Here is a 21085-nt window from a genome sequence, read left to right as displayed (position 1 = left end):
TTCGCCGCTGCCGTTCTTTAGATTCGTATTTTTCTCTGGCTGGTCCACGGAGCATGTTCGCCTGTCAACCCTGCATCGCTGCCTAAGCCATAGTTTTCGCCGGCTTCCGCCATCTTGATCGATTCCCGCACATGGTTATGCAGCAGCCTGTTCGTGGAAGACAGCAAGGTTTGTTCTTTTTTGGACTGGTGCATCCGTCTTCTCTCCTTGCTTTTCGTATGCATCCAGTTTGCCCCTTTTTACTGAAAAATAGCCTGGTAAGTCTTTAGTCTACTGTTCTTTGCTGTCCAAAATCAGCGTAACCGGGCCCCAATTCACTAGGCTTACCTCCATCATGGCACCGAATTCACCGGTTTCCACGATCAAGCCCAGCGAGCGCAGCCTGTCATTAAACAGTTCATAGATCTCTCTTGCAGGATCCGGACGCGCAGCCGCCATGAAATTGGGCCTGCGCCCTTTGCGGCAGTCTCCGTACAAGGTAAACTGGGATATGGACAGAATCTGCCCGCCGATATCCTGTACGGACAAATTCATTTTCCCCTCTTCATCGTCAAAAATCCGAAGTCCCGCCACTTTATCAGCCAAATAGCGAACATCCTGCTCCGTATCCTCATGGGTTACGCCTACCAGCAGGACCAGCCCCCGCTCGATGGCTCCCACCTTTATGCCTTCCACCGAAACCGCCGCTTCTTTACTTCGCTGTAATACTACTCTCATAGCAATCCCCTTCCTTGTTTCTCCTAACAAATACCCTCCAGTCTATAGACCGGAGGGCGGCGGTACTTTATTGCATTATTCTCTGCACTGAATAGACATCCTGAACCCGTTTGATCTTCTCAACGACGGATTGTAGATGCTCCGTATTGCGGATCAGGATCGTCATATGGATCATGGCCACTTTATTACGGTCCGTACGGCCGGAAACAGCGGAAATATTCGTCTTACTCTCGGATACCGCCTGCAGCACCTCGTTCAGGAAGCCTCTCCGGTCGTGTCCTGTGATCTCAATCTCTACGCTGTAGTTCGCCTCTACGGCCGTTTCCCAGGCAACATCGATCACACGGTGCACTTCTTCATTCTCCCCTTGGGGAATGTTCATGCAGTCTGCCCGGTGCACGGAAACGCCTCTGCCGCGGGTAATGTAGCCTATGATGTCATCACCCGGTACCGGGTTGCAGCAGCGCGCGAACCGGACCAGCAGGTTGTCGATCCCGTCGACACGAATTCCGTGTGTAGGCCGGGATTTGCGTTCCGCACCGGGAGCTTTGACTTCCTTAATCTCGCTTGTCAGCTGAATCTGTTGGGCTTCCTCAGTTTCCTTGCGCAGCTTCTCTGTCAGGCGAGTGCATACCTGCGCTGCCGTAATGCCGTTAAATCCGATGGCGGACAACATATCTTCAATATCGTTGAAGTTAAATTTACGGGCTGCTTCCAACAGCTTCTCGTCTGTCAATAAAGTAGGCGGGTCGATCCCCAGACGCTTCAGCTCCCGCTCAAGCGCTTCTTTGCCCTTGATGACGTTCTCTTCCCGCTTCTCTTTCTTGAACCACTGCTTAATTTTCGTCTTCGCGTGGGAAGATTGGGCAATCTTGATCCAATCCTGGCTCGGTCCGTACGAATGCTTGGAAGTCAGGATCTCGATTATATCGCCGGTCTTCAGCTTATGATCGAGCGGAACGATTCTTCCGTTGACCTTCGCTCCGATCGTCCGGTTCCCGACTTCAGTATGAATCCGGTAAGCAAAATCCAGCGGAACGGAACCGGCCGGCAGCTCGAACACTTCGCCTTTCGGTGTAAAGACGAACACCGCATCCGCAAAGAAGTCCATTTTCATCGATTCCATGAACTCCGAGGCGTCTCTTGCCTCATTCTGCAGCTCAATAATTTCACGGAACCAGGCAACTTTGTCATCGAACGGGGCGGCCGCACCCGGCGCGCCTGCAGGACCGCCCGTGCCTTCTTTGTAAGCCCAGTGGGCGGCGATCCCGTATTCAGCCGTCTGATGCATATCCCAGGTGCGGATCTGCACCTCGGTAGGCTCGCCCTTCGGTCCGATTACCGTCGTATGCAGAGACTGATACATATTGGCTTTCGGCATGGCAATATAGTCTTTGAACCGTCCGGGCATCGGCTTCCATAATGTATGAATGATGCCTAGCGTAGCGTAACAGTCTTTAATGTTGTCCACTATGATCCGGATGGCAAGCAGATCGTAAATTTCGTTAAACTGCTTTGCCTTCACCGACATTTTCGTATAGATGCTGTAGATGTGCTTGGGCCGACCGGAAATATCTCCTTCAATGCCCATCTCGCTCAATTTCTCTTTGATTTTATCAATAATGTCCGAAATATACTGTTCCCGTTCCGCCCGCTTCTTCTGCATCAGATTTACGATACGGTAATACTGCTGCGGATTCAGGAACCGGAGGGCGATATCTTCCATCTCCCACTTAATAGCGGAAATACCGAGACGATGAGCGATCGGACAGAAAATATCCAGCGTTTCCTGCGCGATCCGCCGCTGGCTTTCCTCGGACTGATATTTCAATGTACGCATATTATGAAGCCGGTCCGCCAGTTTGATGAGGATGACACGGATGTCCTGAGCCATAGCGACGAACATTTTGCGGTAGTTCTCGTTCTGCTGCTCTTCCTTGGACTTAAACTGGATTTTCTCCAGCTTAGTTAACCCGTCCACCAGCATGGCGCACGTATTACCGAAGTTCTCCCGTACGGCTTCTAAAGATACCGTCGTATCTTCGACCACATCATGCAACAGAGCCGCAATAATGCTGGTTACATCCATCTGCATGTTCACAAGGATATCAGCAACCGCCAGCGGATGCAGAATGTACGGTTCCCCCGATTTCCTAACCTGGCCATGATGGGCTTGATCGGCAAATTCGTAAGCATCCCTGATCCGGTTAAGGTCAGATTCCTTCATATATGCAGCTGCCTTCTCAATTAATTGCTCAATGCCCATGAATGGATCCTTTCTAATAAAAAAGAGACCGCCTGCGCGCTCTTAGAGTTTTATCTAATTATGCCCTTGAAACCGCGTTACGTCAACCGCGCAAGCGGACTTTCGAAGCATTTTCCGATAGATGATCCGACAAAATACGACAACACCCGATCGAATTGTCTGTTTTTTTCAAAAATAGGGGCTGACCCTATATGAAGTTTTTGCTAAGATGGGAATGGTTATCATATATATCGGTTTTAAAGGGAGGCTTGTTTTTTTGCAAAAAGTTATAGAAGTTCACGAACGACCACCGCTGGTCAAAACGATTCCGCTCAGTCTGCAGCACCTGTTCGCTATGTTCGGATCCACTGTACTGGTGCCGTTCCTGCTGAAGGTAGATCCGGCTGTCTGCCTGCTAATGAACGGGATCGGAACCTTGTTTTATCTGCTCCTATGCAAAGGCAAAATCCCCGCTTATCTGGGTTCGAGCTTTGCTTTCCTTTCCCCTGCGGGAGCGGTGATAGCAACGCAGAACGGCGGAGGCTATGCAGCTGCCTTAGGAGGGTTCATAGCGGTAGGTGTTGTATTCTCATTGGTTGCTTTATTAATCAAGTATGCAGGCACAAAATGGATAGACGTCGTATTCCCTCCTGCTGCTATGGGCGCCATTGTCGCCGTCATCGGATTGGAACTCGTGCCGGTAGCGGCCAATATGGCGGGATTGATTTCCGGCGGAAACCCGGAATGGTCACCTGATGGGAAAGTCATCACGGTTTCCCTGGCTACCTTACTGGTCACCATTTTGGGAACCGTGCTGTTCCGCGGGTTTATGAAAATCATTCCGATTCTTGTCGGCATCCTGATCGGCTATGTGCTTGCTGCATTCCTGGGCCTGGTCGACTTTCAACCTGTAAAAGAAGCCGGACTGTTCGTCGTTCCTGAATTTACTGCCCCGGTCTTTAACTGGTCCGCCATTGCAGTCATCCTGCCCGCTGCTCTGGTAGTAGTTGCGGAACACATCGGGCACCTGATCGTCACCGGCAACATCGTCGGGAAAGACCTGTCCAAGGATCCGGGCCTGCACCGCTCTTTGCTCGGTAACGGTTTGTCGACCATTGTCTCCGGTTTTGTCGGAGCAACCCCGAATACTACATACGGGGAAAATATCGGGGTATTGGCCCTGACCAAAGTGTACTCCACTTTTGTTATCGGCGGAGCTGCCGTGATTGCGATCCTCCTGTCTTTCTCCGGCACGCTGTCAGAACTGATTCGCAGCATACCCCAAGCCGTCATGGGCGGTGTCTCGCTCCTCTTGTTCGGAGTGATCGCGGCTTCCGGCCTCCGAATGCTGGTGGAAAGCAAGGTGGACTACTCCAAGCCTGTAAATTTAATCCTGACCACGGCAGTTCTAGTGATCGGACTTTCAGGAGCAAAAATTACGTACGGCAATTTCTCGATCAGCGGCATGGCGCTGGCAACGGTCGTAGGCATTCTGCTCAGCCTCCTGTTTCACCTCTTCTCCCGGTGGAATTGGACTAATGAAGAAGTAAACTAACAAAAAAGCTGTCGGTCATCCCAAAACGGGAATAGCCGACAGCTTTTCTTTTTAGTATTGCATAAGGGTAAACACTTCAATGCCTTTCATCTTCTCACGGCCGGTCAAGTACGTCAGCTCGATCAGGAATGCGGCGCCGACCACTTCTCCGCCCAGCTGTTCCACCAGGTTGATTGCCGTTGCGATCGTCCCTCCGGTTGCCAGCAGATCATCGGCGATCAATACGCGCTGGCCCGGCTGGATTGCGTCGTTATGCACGGCCAGTTTGTCTTTCCCGTACTCCAGGTCATAACCTGCTTCAATCGTTTGAGACGGGAGCTTACCGCTTTTGCGGATAGGCACGAAGCCTACACCCAATGCATAAGCCAAAGGTGCGCCGACAACAAAGCCGCGGGCTTCCGGTCCGGCAATGACATCAATTTTCAAATCTTTGACAAGCTGTTTCAGCTGATCGATTGCTTCTTTATAGACAGGGCCGTTGTTTAGAAGAGTGGTAATATCCTTAAAGCGGATCCCCTCCTGAGGCCAGTTCTCGATTACACGGATATACTCTTTGAAATTCATACGATTTCCTCCAATAATAAGGTGTTTTGCATTGGGGCCAGATGCCCCGTGAACCAGGCAGTCAGTTCGCTTGCGCTGGAGTAGACCAGCACTTGTTCCGCTTCGATATGGTCCACACGCCTGCGATAAGCAAGCGCTGACGTTAATTCCTGTTTGGACGGTGAAGCGGCGCAGCGGACATAGTCATCTGACTTCTCCGTAAACGATAATTCTTCGAACACAGAAAGTATAAACCCGCATATCGAATCAGACAACCCTAATCGGCGGCGAAGAAACTGCTGGAGCTCGCCTGTACGCAAATTCCATTGCTCTTTCGACTTGAGGGCGGCATACACTTTCTTAAAATCATCCCTGGACGGAAGCGTTAAACCTGAGCTGCCGCCGTCCTGAGATGAAAAGACGGCATAAATCCTCTCCATAGCTTGCCCATTTTCCAGTATTCGGACTACACTCTGCAAGCAGCCAGGCAGCGTATACAGTACCAGGTTCTTTGCTTCGGAGATCGGCACTCTTCTTGCGCTGTCATTTACCGGGACAGCCTTCCCCTCCGGTGTCCACGCCCAGATCGACAGCATTTCAAGCATCGGCCGGTTCGCCAGCTTCTCTGCTGCATCCGGTTCGGCAATCACTGCAGTTAACTCACCGCCTGCAGGGAGTTCCGACAGCTTCTCTTCAGGTTTCGGCATGCCCCTCCAGTCAAACACCTGCAGGTGCCGGACCCTGAGATCCTGAACTAAAATCTGCGGCTTCCGGACACCGTTCCATTCGTTGACGGAAATCTCCCCCAGCACATCCAAGCTGGAAGTTGCGGACAACGCATGCACGAGCTGCGGCCGATTAAACGCCACAGCCTCAATGGGGACGCTGCCGCCGGCGGCGTCGCAGAGAGTCAGCTTCACATGCTGGCGCTCTTTGCCCATCGTGCGGATCTCTTGAATGCGCAGCCCTTCAAAGACGAACCGCGGTGATGGATTCGCCATACCGAACGGGGCAAGCGATTCCATGAGCCCGATGGACTCCATCGTCACCTCAGCCAGCCTGCAGGCCAGATCGGCGGACATCACAGGCTGCAGATCCTCTGCAGTGAGCTGTTCCTCCGCCTCCTGATTGAGCGCCTCCCGCAGCTGCGGCAGTTTCTCACGCGAAATGGTCATTCCAGCGGCCGCCTGATGGCCTCCGTAATGATCGAACAGTCCGCTGCACGAACTGAGAGCACGGTATAGGTCAAACCCGGGAATCGAGCGCGCGGAGCCTTTGCACTTGCCGGTTTCTGGATCGATGCCGAGAACGATCGTCGGCCGGTAATATTTCTCCAGCAGCTTGGAAGCGACAATTCCGATAACTCCGACATTCCAGCCTTCTTTGGCCACTACAAGCACCTTATCGGCGGCTAAGCCTTCATCCTCGACCTGCTGCATCGCCTCGGCCGTCATCTCTTCCACAATCCGCTGGCGCTCTTTGTTCATGGCGTCCAGCGTATAACTAAGTTCTTCCGCTTCCTGCTCGTCCTCCGTTGTCAGGAGCCTGACACTAACACTCGCGTGATCCAGCCTGCCTGCTGCGTTCAGCCTAGGCGCCATAGCAAAAGCAATATTGCCTGCCGAAACCTGCTCCACAGACACCCCTGAAGCCGTAAGCAGCGCCCTAATGCCGGGATTGGCCGTCGTCCTCATTTTCTTTAATCCCAGCTTAGCAATGACCCTGTTTTCTCCAGTGAGAGGCATCAAGTCCGCTATCGTTCCGATGACGGCTATCTCCAGCAGTTCCTCAGGAAATCTGCCAAGCAGCGCGTGGGCAAGTTTCCAGGCAACACCGACGCCGGCCAAATGTTTATAAGGATATGGACATCCCGGCAGCTTCGGATTAATCAATGCGTATGCTTCGGGAAGCACTTCGGGAGGTTCATGATGATCGGTGACGATCACATCGATCCCCAAGCTGTTGGCATGCGCAATTTGTTCCACAGCACTGATTCCTGTATCCACTGTAATGATCAAGCTGATACCTGCCTCTTTGGCTGCATCCAGCGCAGCCGTATTCAGGCCGTACCCTTCCTTAGCCCGATGCGGTATGTAGAAATCAAATTCAGCATTCAGCCCTCTGAATAAATGGATCATTAAGGATGTGCTGCTGACCCCGTCGGCATCGTAATCCCCGTAAATCCGGATTTTCTCTCCTGTATCGAGGGCATGCCGTATCCGGGACACCGCTTCCTTCATCCCGCGCAGGAGCAACGGATCATGAACGTGTTCCGCTCCTCCCTCAAGAAACAGCCTTGCTTCCTCCGAAGAGGCGATTCCCCGGGTTAGCAGCAGTTTCATCAGCAGGGGATGAACGCCCCAGTCCGAAGAGAGGCGTCCGATTTCAGCTTCATCATGTTCTGTTATGTTCCATCTTGCTTTTGCTTGAAGCATTCCAACCTCCTATTGAAGCAGCGTCGGGATCGGGTCTTGATTGGAATCAACCGACTTTTTATAAGGGTATCCCGTTTCATACGGCGATACCTGAACCTGCACGTCGCTTATGTGTGTATAACGTTTTTTAATATGAGCTTTCACGGTTTTTGCCACGTCTTGCCCTTCCGCTACAGTGATTAACGGGTTAACGCTGATTTTCATTCGCACGGCAACATAGTGCCCGGCTTCCCTGCCTTCGATCTCATCCACTGTAATAACTCCGTGAATTCTCTGCACCAGCTCAGTCAGTTCTTGAGTATGTTCGTAAACGGCAGTATCGGCGTTCTCCGCAGACCGCAAAGCACTGGTTATGGTTTCGTACCCGTTTCGAAGCATCAGCAATCCGCAAAGAACGGCAGCCGCACTGTCAAAATACAACAACGGTTTCGCATCCAACCTGCCGCCGGCGTACGATAAAACGGCCCCAACCGCAGCTATGCCTGTTATCCAGACGCTCATAGCTTCAGCATTCTCTGCTCTATGTTCGGAAGCTTGCTTACGGCGTCTAAGAAGAAAAAATCCCCTCAAAAGAAAGGAAAACACCAGAATTACCGGGATATATAAGGCTGGAGCTTCCGGGAGACTGCCGAACAGGGACTGACCGGCCCGAAGCACTATTTCCAACCCCAAGACAACAACCACAACGGAGGAGAGCAGCGAAGAAGACCGTCCTTTGTTTCGCGGTTCCGCAGCCGGGTCGGCTCCATGAACGGCTGACCTTTTGACATCGGAAGCCATAGAAGCATATCGGACCGTCTTGCCTGCGGATACCGCGGCATCGGCTAACATTGCCTGGCTTGAACCAAGCAAGCCCAAGACCGCCTTTCCTGAGGCTAACAGTAAATGAGCTGTCATGGCCGTCCAGGCCGCCAAAGCCTGCTGCCCTATACGCTGTACGGACATCCTAGTTCCCTCCAACTTCAAGTTTTCGCCCAACCGATTGAAAAGCCGCGTATGCACGCGGCTTTAAAGTTCTATGCAGCTACTTTCTTTTTCTTTAACAATGCGTTCTTACGGAACCAAACCCACAATGGGGTGGAAATACAGAGCGATGAGTATACGCCGCTTGTCAAACCGATAATCTTAGCCAGAGCGAACAGTTTAATGGACTCGCTGCCGAAAATAAACAAGCAAAGCGCCGCAATCAACACCGTAATTACTGTATTGATGGAACGTGCCATTGTCTGCCAGATACTTTGGTTAACCAAGTCTCCCAAATCTTCTGCCGTCTTGATCTTCGCATGACGCAGATTTTCACGGACCCGGTCAAAAATTACAATTTTATCGTTAATTGAGTAACCTACTGTCGTCAGTACGGCCGCCACGAAAGGCAAATCCACTTCAAAACGGAAAATGGCGAAGAATGCAATAACCATTAATGCATCATGGAAAATGCCAATAACCGCTGCAAGTGCGATCGTCCAGTGGAATCGGATACTTACATAAATCATAATCAGAATGCTCGCAATTAATACCGCTTTTATTGCATTATTACGAAGCTCAATTGCTATATCCGGAGAAACTACGTTTACTTCCGGCGAAACATCTTTACCGAATTTCTCGGCAAATTTCGCATTAATCGTTTTGATCTGCTCATCAGTAAGCACCTCGTCAAATCTCATCGATGTATGCTTATTGCCGTTCCCCATCGTCACTTCAGCCAGCTTCGCATCGGTCTCCCCGACAACTGCCTCAATATCCTTCTGCGGGACAGCTTTTCCCAAAGCGTACTCAATGTTGGTTCCCGCTTTAAAATCGACACCGTAATTCAGGCTGAAGAATATCAGCATGATGAGTCCCGTTACCAGGATGAAACCGGAAAGTCCGTAGAAGATTTTGCGGTTTTTGATAAAGTCGTATTTGTTCTTATAGTCCACGGATCTCGTCCTCCTTCACGCCAAAGTAGGCCGGTTTGTTGAACGCCTTGCTCTTGATCAGCAGGTTCAACAATATGCGGGACAAGAATACGTTCGTTATCACGCTCAGCACTACACTTAAAATACTGGTTAATGCAAAACCGCGGATCGCGCCGTTACCGATATAGTAAAGAACGGCACTGGCGATAATATTCGTTACATACGCGTCCATAATCGTACGGAACGAGTGTTTGGAACCGGACTTCAAGGAAGAAAGAAGGCTCTTGCCGCTTCTCATCTCCTCCTTAATTCTTTCGTAAGTAATAATGTTGGCGTCAACCGCCATCCCGATACCGAGTACAAAGGCTGCGATCCCCGGCAGGGTAAGCGTTGCATTCATAAGATCGAATACAAGCAGCAGGAGCCAAGTATAACTTATCAGACAGATCGCCGCCACCACGCCTGGAATCCGGTAGAAGAACAGCATAAACAGCAGGATCAGCACGGAGCCGATAACAGCTGCTTTCACCGTTTGCTGCAGAGACAGCTTACCAAGGGAAGCTCCTACGCTCTGCGTATACTTCTCCGTCAGTTTCAGAGGCAGCGCCCCCAGATTGATGGTGTCCGCCAAATTCTTGGCTTCGTCGTAAGTGAAGCTGCCCGTAATCGTGGCAACACCGCCTGGTATCGCTGAATTGACACCCGGATTGGAGATCATCTGCTCATCCAAATAAATGCCCAGCTGCTTACCGATCAAGTCACCGGTTACCTTTTCGAATTTGGAAGCATCCTTCAACTTAATCTGTACAAGCGGCTGGCTGGAATTATCATAGCCTACACTCGCGCCACCCTGCACAAAATCGCTTCCGCGCAGTTTGATGTTGCCTTCCGGATCACGGAACGTCAGGTCTGCAGGTTTCTTCAGCGTCTTACGGATCTCCTCTTCGTTCATCGTACCGGCCAATCTAACCCGGATACGGTCCTTGCCTTCGGTTGTAATTTCCGGCTCGGCGATCCCCTGAGCATCTACCCGTTTCTCCAACGCGCGGGCTGTTTCCGTGAGCGAATCGGCTGTAACGGATTGTCCTTTCTCAATCGGTTCTGCGACATAAAGTATCTCGAAGCCGCCTTTCAAATCCAGACCAAGCTTAATGCGGTCAAGAAGCGCAGGGCTTGTCCCTGCAATGACTCCAAAAGTCACTATGACTGTTAAAATAAATGCCGCTATCCTTTTAAAGTCCATAACTGCGAATAGTCCCCTTTCAAATCCTCAATATTCCCATTATAAATTCTATTTCCCAAAAAGGAAAGCCGGGACGGAAAGCGTATTCTCGATGCGGAGTAAAGGTTTCGAACTCTTTCCAGTATTTGTTGCTGCCGCGGTTCTTGCCGAATTTATCTCCCGGCAAAGAAAAAGAACCGGATCAGAATCCGGTTCCGCGGTAAGCGTTCATCGTCATATGGTTCATCAGCTGCGTTGCCTTTAGCGACAAAATATCGTTAACCATCCGGTGAAGCGCCGGCGTTCCGTTTTTCTTGTACTTGCTGCTCGAACATTCCCATATATCTGCCGCAGTTACATGTTCATAACCGATCATTCGGAACTCGTCAGCTTTGCTCGCGCACAGCTGTTTCATCGTTCTTGTTGTGTCCGCGTCCAGTCCGGACTCTGCAAAGGGGTCTTTCGGGGGTTCCCCCGCCAAGTTCATCGAGTATAACATCTTAAGCCCTCCTCTACCTTGCCTATCAACCATGGATTCGACTTTCCTTTCCTGATTCCTGCCGGAGAAGAGCCGTTCCTTGAAAAATATAGCATGTCTGCCTGTTGGACGTGCATATGGTTTTAATAGTACATGCTTATCCTGTGAAAAGAAAGAAGGGAATGATTTTGACCAAGCAATCCTTCATCAAAGGCACCATGATCCTGCTGGCTGCCGGCATTATCAACCGCATTCTAGGCTTCGTTCCCCGGATTACGCTTCCGCGGGTAATCGGTGCCGAAGGAGTGGGATTATACCAGTTGGGCTATCCCTTTTTCATTGTCATTTTGACGATCATTACAGGAGGCATTCCGCTGGCTATCGCCAAGATGGTTGCGGAAGCGGAAAGCGAACGGAATGAAGAAAAAGTGAAACAGGTGCTGCGCACATCGATGATCGTTACGGTTATTGTCAGCATCCTGTTTACTGCAGCCTGCCTTGCGGCCGCGCCGTGGATCACCACACACGTCATCCCCGACTCTCGGGTCTATTGGACTTTTCTCAGTATGACCCCGATGATCCTGATTGTCGGCATTTCCTCAGTGTACAGAGGGTATTTCCAGGGCAGGCACAACATGATTCCTACGGCAAGCTCACAGCTTGTGGAGACAGTGATTCGGATTGCGGGTATGCTTGCTTTTTCGTATATGCTGCTCCCCTATGGTCTGGAATTCGGTGCGGCAGGGGCTATGCTTGGCGTTCTGGCAGGCGAGATAGGCGGGATGGCGGTGCTGCTGCTCCAATTCCGCAAAAACCGTAAAACGGATTTTAGTCCTGTTGACGGAGACACTCTTCCCCTTCAGCCTAAGCAAAATAAGAGTTCTCAAAGGAAAAGCTGGTTAGGGCTTGCCTATTTCGGTAAAATCATGAGGATAGCCGTGCCGGTTACCGGAGGAAAGCTGGTCGGTTCGTTTTCTTACCTGTTTGAATCCATCATGATCGCCCGCAGCCTCGCCATTGCAGGCATAGCGGTAAGTGAAGCTACAACTCAATACGGAGCTTTACAGGGAATGGTGATCCCCATTCTGCTTCTGCCCAGCGCTTTGACGTATTCCCTTGCGGTTTCGCTTATCCCGTCGTTATCGGAAGCTGCAGCGAGAAACGACATGAAAATCATCCATAAAAGGCTCCACCAGTCCCTTAGGCTTGCTCTTGTTACCGGTGCCCCATTCGCTGTGCTTATGTATGTGCTTGCTGAACCGCTCTGCACTTTGCTATACGGCAGCAGCGACGTTGCGCCCATGCTGAAAATGATGGCTCCGTTCGCGTTGTTCCTTTATTTTCAGGCCCCGCTGCAAGCGACGCTGCAGGCTCTTAATAAACCGGGAACAGCACTGCTGAATACGTTTATCGGCGCAGCCTTAAAGCTTATCTTGATCTACCAGCTTGCCACCAAGCCGGAGTTCGGCATCATCGGAGCCGTGATTGCCATCTGCGTGAACATCTTCCTCGTTACCGTCCTTCACTGGGGAAGCGTGGCCCGTCTGCTCCGGTTCTCCATGAAAGTAACCGATTTTCTTAAAGTAGCTGCCGGGATGGGCGGCATGGCTCTTACCGTGCTTTGCGTCATGCTCCGCCCTTGGGAGGAGTCACCTTCGCTTCAATTTGTATCAGCCTCCGCTGCCGGCGTGTTTGTATACTTATTATTTATGGTCTGGTTAAAGCTCATCGACCGCTCCGACCTGGAGCGAATCCCTTGGATCGGCCGCAGAATCATAAAGTGGATCTAAAGGCCTTCCCTATTTTTTCTTGTCAACATAAATCCGTCCTTTATGATCTATGGAGCAAAAGAAAACCTGCTTAAAATCGGATGCCCCTTTTTCCTGAATTTGATTTTTCAGCCAAAACCTTGTTTTTCCTATTTTCGCCAAATGGTTGTCCTGCACCTTCCCATCCATAATGAGCGGCAGCGGGAGACCTTCATACCGGTATAAAACCGGCGTGGGGGTCAGCGAAACTTCCCCCTGCTGCTCCGGCCGGTTCCGTTCCTCTTTCGGTATAACGGTCAGTTTACCCGAGGTTTCCAGGATAGCAAACTCAACGTCGGCTACGTTATAAACCCGGTTCTCCCTAAGCTGCAGCAGCAGATCGTCCAGATTATACCTCTGCCTCTGCATCTCCTGCCGGTCTATTTTACCGTGCTCAATCAAAATACTCGGAGGCCCTTCAAACAACAGGCGGAGCCATCTGCTTTTCAACATGACATAGGCAATCCCGATCTGAACGGCTACCAAAACAACCATCGGGAGAATTCCCGGTAACAGCGGCCGCCGAAAATCCTCCAGAACGAAGACGGCAATCTCGGCAATCATAATGGAGATGACCAAATCAAATATCGAAAGCTTTCCAATCTCTCTTTTGCCCATCAGCCTCATCATCAGAAATACGAAAAAATAGATAAAAATCGTCCGCATGGTTAAAATCCATAATTCCACCGTTGGCCTGCCTCCTTATAGAAAGAAGATAAGGTCTCTCCTGACTTGTTATTCCTAGTGTTTGCCGCCACCCGGGCAAGTCATGCAATTTCCGAACGGAGCAAATGTTGGCAGTACGGCAGCTCGTACTATTTTGCAGGACAGGATCATACAATGTGGTAGTTCAGGTTGATCAAGCATTTCCTTATTATTGGGCCTATGCGCCAGGGAGGCAATTTCGATGAATGTACTGAATCCGATCAGCAAGGTGAGTCAGGTACGCATTACTTCCCCTTTACTTTCGGGGTTTGTGACCGGTCTTCTTTGGCTTACGGCAGGAACTGTGCTCCTGTCTTTGGTCCTTACCTACACGGGGATGAAAGAGGAGTCTTTGCCGTCTTATATTTACACGCTCCACGGCATTGCCATTCTGTTTGGAGGTTTATCCGCTGGACGGAAATCCAGGCAAAAAGGCTGGTACTACGGAGGATTAACCGGTCTGATGTATGGCTTGTTCATTTTTATCGTTGGATTTTTAGGGTTTGATGCAGGTGTCACTTTATCGACACTAGTATCTACTGCAGCTTCCTTTGCTGCTGGAGCAGTCGGAGGTATGCTGGGGGTCAATCTGAGGAAATAACTGAATTACCCTTGTCACTCCGAAGTGTGATATACTGAATTGGTTTGGAACACCCATTCCAGGCTGAATGCTTAGGAGGACAAATACATCATGTTTATTTTTCAATCCATGACGAATATATCGATTGCAACGACTGTCGTTGTACTGCTGTTTCTCATGGTCAGCACCCGGCGGTCCCCGCTGGCTGCCGTTACCGCGATTGCTTCCAATTTGCTTAAATCCCGCAGCTATTTGTTCCATTTTGCCGCATTACTCGGGATTTTGTACGTAAACAAGCTGGAGATGAAGGTGGAATCCCAATTCCCAGTGGTTTATGATTTCGCCGCTTTGTTCCATCAGATTGAAGGAAACTTTGTCTATTGGATACAGCATACGTTTATGAACCCTAGTTTGACCTATGTGCTAACCTTTATGTACGTTATCGTCTTTCCTGCTTTGATGATTACGTCTTTATGCATCTATACGACTACGCAAAATTACAGACTGTTTTATGCTACGTGTATTGCCATTATGATGAACTATCTGGTGGCCATTCCTTTCTATCTGTTTGTGCCGGTTAACGAAGTATGGTTCTATCATCCGCAGGTGGATTTCCTGATTCCGTCTATCTTCCCGAGCTTCGAGACGGATTACCGGCCTCTGTCCGGGTTGAATAACTGTTTCCCGAGCCTACACACATCCATCTCGGTTACGGTTGCTTTGCTGGCATACCATTCCGGCAATCGGATCTGGAAATGGATCACCGGGATTAGCGCCGCAGTGATCGTCTTCTCGATCTTCTATCTGGGCATTCACTGGCTCACGGATATGATAGGCGGCGTCCTGCTGGCTATAGCTGCTTCTACTGTCGGCCTTAAGCTGGCTGCAAGAAGCGAAACAGTCGGCAGTATGAACCTAATGCAGCGCGTCCCTTCAAGGCAGAAGATGAGCGGACAGTAATTGCAGGGAAGTCAAAAGTAACGAAAAAAGAGTGCTGCACGGAGATCCGTGCAGCACTCTTTTTGTTATGCATCTTGTTACTTGTTACTTATTACGCTTTCTCTGTTACTTCTGCTGCGGCAGGCGCGCTGGTAACTATCGTGTTTACGGCGCTTCGGTCGAACGTTAGCTTTGTAACGTCATTGACACGCAGCACTACAGTATTTTCATTCATTTCTAGTACGGTACCGTGCATGCCGCCAATCGTTACTACTTTGTCGCCCTTCTTAATGGAAGACAGCATCGAGTTGCGCTGCTTCTGTTTCTTCTGCTGCGGGCGGATCAGCAAAAAGTAGAATACCGCGAACATCAAAATCAGCGGGATAAACATCCCCAACCCGCCTCCAGCTGCAGAACCTTCAGCTGCTACAAATACTTCGTTCATTAATTGACCCTCCTAGAACCCTTTATCATTGTCATGCAAACCGTAAGCCGTGAAAAATTCCTCACGGAAATCAAGAAGCCGGTCATCCATAATGGCTTGTCTCACATTGCGCATCAAGTCCAGCAGGAAATGCAGGTTATGATACGTCGTGAGACGGAGACCAAACGTCTCGTCGGCTTTAATCAAATGTCTCAAATAAGCGCGGGAATAATTGCGGCAAGTATAACATCCGCAGTTCGGATCCAACGGACCGAAATCTCGTGCATACTGTGCATTGCGGACTACAAGACGTCCCTGGCTGGTCATCGTCGTACCGTTCCGGGCAATCCGGGTAGGCAGAACGCAGTCGAACATGTCAATGCCTCGAATCGCACCGTCAATGAGTGCATCCGGAGAACCGACCCCCATCAGATAGCGCGGCTTGTTTGAAGGAAGAAGCGGTACAGTGTGCTCCAGCACCTCATACATGAGATGCTTAGGCTCTCCTACGCTTAAACCACCAATAGCATACCCCGGAAAATCCATGGAAGTCAAATCCAGTGCGCTTTGGCGGCGAAGATCCTCGTGCATGCCGCCCTGTACGATAGCGAACAGCGCCTGGTCGTGCGGACGGCTGTGGCTCTTGAGGCAGCGCTCGGCCCAACGGCTTGTCCGTTCCGTTGATTTCTTGACATATTCATACTCAGCAGGGAACGGCGGGCATTCATCGAAAGCCATCATGATATCGGAACCAAGCGCATTCTGAATTTCCATCGCCACTTCCGGCGAAATGAACAGCTTGTCCCCGTTTAGATGAGATTTGAACGAAACGCCTTCTTCCGTAATCTTGCGCATATCGCTCAGCGAGAACACCTGGAAGCCGCCGCTGTCTGTCAGAATCGGACGGTCCCAGTTCATGAACTTGTGAAGGCCGCCCGCTTCCTTGATCAGATCGTGACCGGGACGCAGAAACAGATGGTACGTATTACTCAAAATAATATGCGCATCCATCTCTTTTAATTCTTCCGGGCTCATCGTCTTTACCGTTGCCTGTGTCCCGACGGGCATGAACGTTGGTGTTTCAATGACACCGTGGGGAGTATGTACTCTTCCGAGACGGGCTCCCGATTGTTTGCATGTTTTAATGTGTTCATACGTTACTGCAGCCAAAATGGTTCCTCTTTTCTTGACTTTCTTATTCGTAAATCAACATTGCATCGCCGAAGCTGAAAAAACGGTACCTTTCCTGAACCGCTTCCTCATAAGCCTTCATAATGTTATTCCGGCCGGCCAAAGCGCTTACCAGCATCACAAGAGTGGATTTCGGAAGATGAAAATTGGTCAACAAGCAGTCCACTATTTGAAATTGATAACCGGGATACATAAATATACGGGTCCAGCCCGATCCCGGCTTAATTTCTCCGCCAGGATTCTTCCCTGCCGCCGTCTCCAGCGTCCTTGCGGAAGTGGTGCCTACGGCAATGACACGCCCTCCGCGGCGCTTTGTCTCGTTCAAGATTGTTGCCGTTTTCTCGGAAACTTCGTAATATTCCTCGTGCATCTGATGCTCTTCAACCGTATCGACGGATACCGGCCGGAACGTACCAAGGCCTACGTGAAGCGTAATGGGAGCGATCGTAATCCCTTTGTCTTCGATCCTGCTCAAGAACTCTTCAGTAAAATGAAGCCCTGCTGTAGGGGCCGCAGCCGACCCTTTATGCTTTGCGTAAACCGTTTGATAACGGTCCTGGTCATCAAGCTGTTCTTTAATGTACGGAGGCAGAGGCATCGTCCCAAGCTGATCCAATAATTCATGAAAAATGCCATTATAACTGAAACGCAGCTTCCTGCCGCCCATCTCCCCTTCAGCGCTGACTTCCGCAGCCAGCATAGGTGAGCCGGTTTCCGTGTTTACGCCGAAATGAAGCGTTGAGCCAAGCTTCACGCGTTTCCCCGGCTTAACGAGTGCTTCCCATTCGTCCCCTTCGGTATTTTTGAGCAGCAGCACTTCTACTTTAGCCCCTGTATCGGCTTTTACCCCGAACAACCGGGCAGGGAGCACTTTCGTATCATTAAGGACAAGAGTATCGCCGGGCCGAAGAAAATCAAGCAGCTGTGTGAACGTCCCGTGGGTTATTTCTCCCGTTCGCTTGTTCAGCGCCAGCAGCCTTGACTCCGTGCGGTTAAGAAGCGGAGTCTGGGCAATCAGCTCTTCCGGCAGGTCAAAATCAAATTGTTCCACATCCATATAAACGTCAGTCCTTACTTATGCTTATTCCATTGTAATAGTATTTCAATATCTTCTGGTAGTCATACCCAGATTCGGCAAGCGCCTTCGCGCCGTATTGCGACATACCGAGGCCGTGGCCGTAGCCGTAGCCGGTGAAACGGAATCGGATATCCGGCGAAGCGACACCCGCTTTTCCTGATCCGTCCATTACCAGCAGACTGCTTTGGGGCAGTTCACGAGGCGAGCCTCCGGAATTCCCGTCCAAAATATAAAGATCGTCCGATGCGTCGCTTTTCTTTATTGCTTGGCCGCCGGCACCAAGTATGGTGTAGTTCCCGGTTTCTTCCACCGTAAATTTCGTGCTTGGCAAGCTGTTAAACAATGAACGGTACAGATCCGGATATTTCACTGTCAGTACCTGGCCATTTGCCGTCATCTCCGTGACCCGGCCGGAAGGCCCGCGCCTTGAAACTTCCAGCGAGGAAAGGGTACCGGATAGTGAGGCAGACGTTTTGCCTTTCATAAAAGAAGCGATCTGCGCGGGCGTATAGGGACCGCGGACCCATTGGTAGGCGTTCGACTGCACCGTCTCTTCCATTATGACCACCTCTTCGCCTCTGGCCGACTTGGCAATGGCGGGATTGTTCACATCATCTACGTAGGGAAGATTCCTTAAGTTGGCGGTATCACTGTTCACTGTAGCCAAGGACAGACCCGCGGTGTTCTTAAAACCTCCGGTTTTCAGCAGATCAGACCTGATGTAGCCGATTTTGCCGTCCTCTGTCAGAACCCTGGACCACTTCGGCAATCCTTTCTGGGCGATCTCATCCGGGCTTTCCACACTTGTGAAATAGGACACCGGCGTTCCCCAAACTTCGGAAGGATCTGCCGTAACGCCGCCGCTATTCGAATAATAGAGCGGTTCTATCAGGTTTCCCTTGGCATCCGTCATGACTTCCCCTGCCGTTCCCTGAACCGCACTCACGGCACCCGGGAATTCCATCTTCAATCCATAATAAGCCTGGTCAGCCGTTGTATCGGAAATATTGGCGATCTTATAAGCCGTTCCTTTGCGCACCGCATAAGTTCTGGCTGCTATCGCTTGAGCTTTCAGCGCTTCCGCAGGCCAGCTGGCACCTAGTTCGGAACTGACAACAGCGTACAAATACTCTTCCATCGGCAGTTCGTTTACCGCAGCCAGCTTGAAGTTGTATTGTGAAAGTTCGAAACCGCCTCTATATACCCTGCCTGACTTCTCTTTCAGGGTAATTCCCGGCTGCCCGGAGCTAACCCATACCTTTGTTCCTCCTGACGGTATGGAAAAGTGCACTACCCCGGGTGCTGCAGACGTATTAAACGAAACATCCGTAAGCTGGAGCAGGTAAGGCGAGGTCGTATCCGCATCCGCAAAAGTTAATCCCGGGACAGCCGCCGCCGCTTTGGTTTTCAGCGCTTCCAGAGAAGCCGTATCGGCCTGCCGGCCGATCCACACGCCAAAGCTCGTGTTGCCAATGGCATCCGCATGAACAGCAATGTACGCTGAAATCCCGGCGTTTCTTATCACGGCTGCCTGAGCGGACGCTTCCTGTTCGGTTGCGTAGTCTCCGGCACTGGCATACAAAGGTCCTGTCAATACGGCCGCTTCCGGCGTGAACATCCCCTGCAAAGCGGAACTGCCGCTCATCCTGGCCTTCGCTTTGACTGCATCGTCCAGTTTCGCGTAAGGTCCAAGCACAACCTGGTAAGTCGTCGTCCCGTTCTTCTCCTGGCTAAAGACGGCAGGCATCTCCCCTGCGGATATCTTCTTATACAGTGTTAAAGCTCTGGTGAAATCCGTCGTCTCCAGCAGCTGTACGCCGTATTGGTTCAAACTGAACCGAACGGCTTTGCCGTCCTGGGTACTGTAGATGGGCAGAATGCCGTCCGGGCTGCGAATTCCGATCTGAAGCCCGCCCGGTGCCGATAGAGTCACGGCGGAAGCCGTAGGTTTATAGGATGCTGTATAATCCCCAAGCAGGGCCACACGAATCGTGCTCATCTTCGGCACTGCCGCCTCCGAAGCCGGAATCCAGCCGGAAGTCAGGATGGTGAACGCCGCTGCGGCCGTGCCCAATTTCCAGACCCATCTGCGGAGTCCGGCGGTTCCTGTACTCTGCTTGGATTTCAGGTATTCTTGCTTCTCATTCCCTTGTTTCAGCCACTCTCTGTACTTTTCGTTCACCTAGATGACCGCCTCTCCAGTTCGTGTTGTTCTTGTATGTTGGTTGTTTCCATTACTCCCCATGTCCAGCATTAAGAGTTCGTTCCCGGCACAGGCAGGCCCAAGTGAGCGTAAGCTGCCGGGGTTACGATCCGTCCCCTTGGCGTCCGCTGTAAAAAGCCGATTTGAAGCAGATACGGCTCATAAACATCCTCGATCGTCTGGCTCTCTTCCCCGATTGTCGCAGCAATGGTATCCAGCCCGGCCGGTCCGCCTTTGAAGCTGTGAATAATCGCCTGCAGCATCTTATGGTCGATCTGGTCGAGACCCAGACCGTCGACCCGGATCAGCTCCAGCGCCTGCCGGGCCAGCTCGAGGGTAATTACGCCGTCGCCGCGCACCTGTGCGAAGTCGCGGACGCGCTTCAGCAGCCGGTTGGCGATTCTAGGCGTCCCGCGGGAGCGCATGCCGATCTCGTATGCGGCTTCCCCGACAATCTGCACCTGCAGAATGTCCGCTGCCCTGCTAACGATGAATGCTAGCTCATCCACCGTATAAAACTCAAGCCTGCTCATGACACCGAAACGGTCGCGCAGCGGCGCTGAAAGCAGACCGGCGCGCGTTGTGGCACCGATCAGCGTAAAAGCAGGCAGGTCCAAGCGCACGGAACGCGCGCTGGGGCCTTTCCCGATGATGATGTCAAGGGCAAAATCCTCCATCGCCGGGTACAGCACTTCTTCCACCGTCCGGTGCAGGCGGTGGATTTCGTCAATGAACAGCACATCACCCTGCTGGAGGTTTGTCAAGATTGCCGCTAAATCACCCGGCCGTTCTATGGCCGGACCCGATGTCGTGCGTATGTTTACGCCAAGCTCGTTGGCGATGATATTCGACAGCGTCGTCTTCCCCAGTCCCGGAGGGCCGTACAGCAGCACATGATCGAGCGCTTCTTTGCGCATCTTGGCCGCTTCGATAAACACTTTCAGATTGTCCTTCACCTGGGACTGTCCGATATATTCGGCAAGATACCGCGGACGAAGGCTAAGCTCTACAGCTGAGTCCTCCATCATTAAATTCGCCGAAATGATCCGGTCTTCCATCGCGGA

19 protein-coding genes are annotated in these 21085 nt (G+C 51.2%); 4 read left to right on the top strand and 15 right to left on the bottom strand.

The window, feature by feature from the left end:
• Nucleotides 1-17 precede the first annotated feature (17 nt).
• From ACFSUF_RS09265 to ACFSUF_RS09255, 3 genes are all read right to left on the bottom strand, one after another.
• A complete protein-coding gene (locus ACFSUF_RS09265; RefSeq protein ID WP_377602302.1) occupies nt 18-224 on the bottom strand; it encodes a hypothetical protein in 207 nt (68 codons plus the stop codon).
• A gap of 46 nt (nt 225-270) precedes the next feature.
• Nucleotides 271-717 carry a D-aminoacyl-tRNA deacylase gene (gene dtd / locus ACFSUF_RS09260; protein ID WP_377602300.1) on the bottom strand — a complete coding sequence of 149 codons (447 nt, stop codon included), beginning with the start codon at nt 715-717 and terminating at the stop codon, nt 271-273.
• 67 nt (nt 718-784) lie between these two features.
• Nucleotides 785-2983, bottom strand: a complete 2199-nt coding sequence (locus ACFSUF_RS09255) for a RelA/SpoT family protein (protein WP_377602298.1) — start codon at nt 2981-2983, stop codon at nt 785-787.
• Nucleotides 2984-3239: 256 nt separating this feature from the next.
• On the opposite strand from ACFSUF_RS09255, the gene uraA reads away from it, so the two are divergent.
• Entirely contained in the window at nt 3240-4517 is a 1278-nt protein-coding gene (gene uraA, locus ACFSUF_RS09250) for a uracil permease (RefSeq protein ID WP_377602296.1), read from the top strand.
• 51 nt (nt 4518-4568) lie between these two features.
• Here the strand turns inward: uraA and ACFSUF_RS09245 are convergent, their stop codons facing one another.
• The 6 genes from ACFSUF_RS09245 to ACFSUF_RS09220 all read right to left on the bottom strand — a co-directional run bounded on the left by ACFSUF_RS09245 (nt 4569) and on the right by ACFSUF_RS09220 (nt 11030).
• Nucleotides 4569-5081, bottom strand: a complete 513-nt coding sequence (locus ACFSUF_RS09245) for an adenine phosphoribosyltransferase (protein ID WP_377602294.1) — start codon at nt 5079-5081, stop codon at nt 4569-4571.
• Nucleotides 5078-7495: a single-stranded-DNA-specific exonuclease RecJ gene (gene recJ, locus ACFSUF_RS09240; protein ID WP_377602292.1), complete on the bottom strand. Its 2418-nt coding sequence runs from the start codon at nt 7493-7495 to the stop codon at nt 5078-5080. Before recJ ends, ACFSUF_RS09245 begins: the two co-directional genes overlap by 4 nt.
• Before the next feature lie 9 nt (nt 7496-7504).
• The gene (locus tag ACFSUF_RS09235; protein WP_377602290.1) at nt 7505-8440 is read right to left on the bottom strand and encodes a cation diffusion facilitator family transporter; all 936 of its coding nucleotides are present in this window, start codon (nt 8438-8440) and stop codon (nt 7505-7507) included.
• Nucleotides 8441-8511: 71 nt separating this feature from the next.
• A complete protein-coding gene (gene secF / locus ACFSUF_RS09230; RefSeq protein WP_377602288.1) occupies nt 8512-9414 on the bottom strand; it encodes a protein translocase subunit SecF in 903 nt (300 codons plus the stop codon).
• Nucleotides 9404-10636, bottom strand: a complete 1233-nt coding sequence (secD, locus tag ACFSUF_RS09225) for a protein translocase subunit SecD (RefSeq protein ID WP_377602286.1) — start codon at nt 10634-10636, stop codon at nt 9404-9406. The genes secF and secD overlap by 11 nt, the downstream gene beginning before the upstream one ends.
• Before the next feature lie 181 nt (nt 10637-10817).
• Complete coding sequence (locus tag ACFSUF_RS09220; RefSeq protein ID WP_377603137.1) at nt 10818-11030, bottom strand: post-transcriptional regulator; 213 nt, start codon at nt 11028-11030, stop codon at nt 10818-10820.
• Between the two features lie 251 nt (nt 11031-11281).
• Here ACFSUF_RS09220 and spoVB point away from each other — a divergent pair, with 251 nt between their 5' ends.
• Complete coding sequence (gene spoVB, locus ACFSUF_RS09215; RefSeq protein WP_377602284.1) at nt 11282-12883, top strand: stage V sporulation protein B; 1602 nt, start codon at nt 11282-11284, stop codon at nt 12881-12883.
• A gap of 9 nt (nt 12884-12892) precedes the next feature.
• Here the strand turns inward: spoVB and ACFSUF_RS09210 are convergent, their stop codons facing one another.
• On the bottom strand, nt 12893-13588 hold the full coding sequence (locus ACFSUF_RS09210; protein ID WP_377602282.1) for a DUF421 domain-containing protein: 696 nt from the start codon (nt 13586-13588) through the stop codon (nt 12893-12895).
• Nucleotides 13589-13808: 220 nt separating this feature from the next.
• On the opposite strand from ACFSUF_RS09210, the gene ACFSUF_RS09205 reads away from it, so the two are divergent.
• Together ACFSUF_RS09205 and ACFSUF_RS09200 are read left to right on the top strand one after the other, a co-directional pair.
• Nucleotides 13809-14207, top strand: coding sequence for a TIGR04086 family membrane protein (locus tag ACFSUF_RS09205; RefSeq protein ID WP_377602281.1), 399 nt, complete (start codon nt 13809-13811; stop codon nt 14205-14207).
• Nucleotides 14208-14297: 90 nt separating this feature from the next.
• Complete coding sequence (locus tag ACFSUF_RS09200; RefSeq protein ID WP_377602280.1) at nt 14298-15146, top strand: phosphatase PAP2 family protein; 849 nt, start codon at nt 14298-14300, stop codon at nt 15144-15146.
• A 91-nt stretch (nt 15147-15237) separates the two neighbouring features.
• Here the strand turns inward: ACFSUF_RS09200 and yajC are convergent, their stop codons facing one another.
• The 5 genes from yajC to ruvB form a co-directional block, all read right to left on the bottom strand.
• Entirely contained in the window at nt 15238-15570 is a 333-nt protein-coding gene (gene yajC / locus ACFSUF_RS09195; protein WP_377602279.1) for a preprotein translocase subunit YajC, read from the bottom strand.
• Between the two features lie 12 nt (nt 15571-15582).
• Nucleotides 15583-16722 (bottom strand): tRNA guanosine(34) transglycosylase Tgt, encoded by a 1140-nt coding sequence (gene tgt, locus ACFSUF_RS09190; RefSeq protein ID WP_377603136.1) that lies wholly within the window; start codon nt 16720-16722, stop codon nt 15583-15585.
• Between the two features lie 22 nt (nt 16723-16744).
• Nucleotides 16745-17797 (bottom strand): tRNA preQ1(34) S-adenosylmethionine ribosyltransferase-isomerase QueA, encoded by a 1053-nt coding sequence (gene queA, locus ACFSUF_RS09185; RefSeq protein ID WP_377602277.1) that lies wholly within the window; start codon nt 17795-17797, stop codon nt 16745-16747.
• Nucleotides 17798-17804: 7 nt separating this feature from the next.
• Nucleotides 17805-20000: a SpoIID/LytB domain-containing protein gene (locus ACFSUF_RS09180; protein ID WP_377602275.1), complete on the bottom strand. Its 2196-nt coding sequence runs from the start codon at nt 19998-20000 to the stop codon at nt 17805-17807.
• 71 nt (nt 20001-20071) lie between these two features.
• Nucleotides 20072-21079, bottom strand: a complete 1008-nt coding sequence (ruvB, locus tag ACFSUF_RS09175; protein WP_377602273.1) for a Holliday junction branch migration DNA helicase RuvB — start codon at nt 21077-21079, stop codon at nt 20072-20074.
• Between the last annotated feature and the right edge of the window lie 6 nt (nt 21080-21085).

The sequence above is a fragment of the Paenibacillus gansuensis genome (assembly GCF_042684925.1).
In the GTDB taxonomy this organism is placed as follows: Bacteria; Bacillota; Bacilli; order Paenibacillales; family DY6; genus Paenibacillus_N; species Paenibacillus_N gansuensis.
The sequence above is the reverse complement of the archived record's forward strand: the minus strand, read 5'-3'. Positions and strand labels throughout refer to the sequence as shown.

What these genes read in the sequence shown, in the direction of transcription:
- ACFSUF_RS09205 (WP_377602281.1), top strand. Translation starts at nt 13,809, where the DNA reads ATGAATGTACTGAATCCGATCAGCAAGGTGAGTCAGGTACGCATTACT.
- yajC (WP_377602279.1), bottom strand. Translation starts at nt 15,570, where the DNA reads ATGAACGAAGTATTTGTAGCAGCTGAAGGTTCTGCAGCTGGAGGCGGG.
- secD (WP_377602286.1), bottom strand. Translation starts at nt 10,636, where the DNA reads ATGGACTTTAAAAGGATAGCGGCATTTATTTTAACAGTCATAGTGACT.
- ruvB (WP_377602273.1), bottom strand. Translation starts at nt 21,079, where the DNA reads ATGGAAGACCGGATCATTTCGGCGAATTTAATGATGGAGGACTCAGCT.
- ACFSUF_RS09220 (WP_377603137.1), bottom strand. Translation starts at nt 11,030, where the DNA reads ATGAAACAGCTGTGCGCGAGCAAAGCTGACGAGTTCCGAATGATCGGT.
- ACFSUF_RS09255 (WP_377602298.1), bottom strand. Translation starts at nt 2,983, where the DNA reads ATGGGCATTGAGCAATTAATTGAGAAGGCAGCTGCATATATGAAGGAA.
- ACFSUF_RS09245 (WP_377602294.1), bottom strand. Translation starts at nt 5,081, where the DNA reads ATGAATTTCAAAGAGTATATCCGTGTAATCGAGAACTGGCCTCAGGAG.
- queA (WP_377602277.1), bottom strand. Translation starts at nt 17,797, where the DNA reads ATGGATGTGGAACAATTTGATTTTGACCTGCCGGAAGAGCTGATTGCC.
- ACFSUF_RS09265 (WP_377602302.1), bottom strand. Translation starts at nt 224, where the DNA reads ATGCATACGAAAAGCAAGGAGAGAAGACGGATGCACCAGTCCAAAAAA.
- ACFSUF_RS09200 (WP_377602280.1), top strand. Translation starts at nt 14,298, where the DNA reads ATGTTTATTTTTCAATCCATGACGAATATATCGATTGCAACGACTGTC.
- ACFSUF_RS09235 (WP_377602290.1), bottom strand. Translation starts at nt 8,440, where the DNA reads ATGTCCGTACAGCGTATAGGGCAGCAGGCTTTGGCGGCCTGGACGGCC.
- recJ (WP_377602292.1), bottom strand. Translation starts at nt 7,495, where the DNA reads ATGCTTCAAGCAAAAGCAAGATGGAACATAACAGAACATGATGAAGCT.
- dtd (WP_377602300.1), bottom strand. Translation starts at nt 717, where the DNA reads ATGAGAGTAGTATTACAGCGAAGTAAAGAAGCGGCGGTTTCGGTGGAA.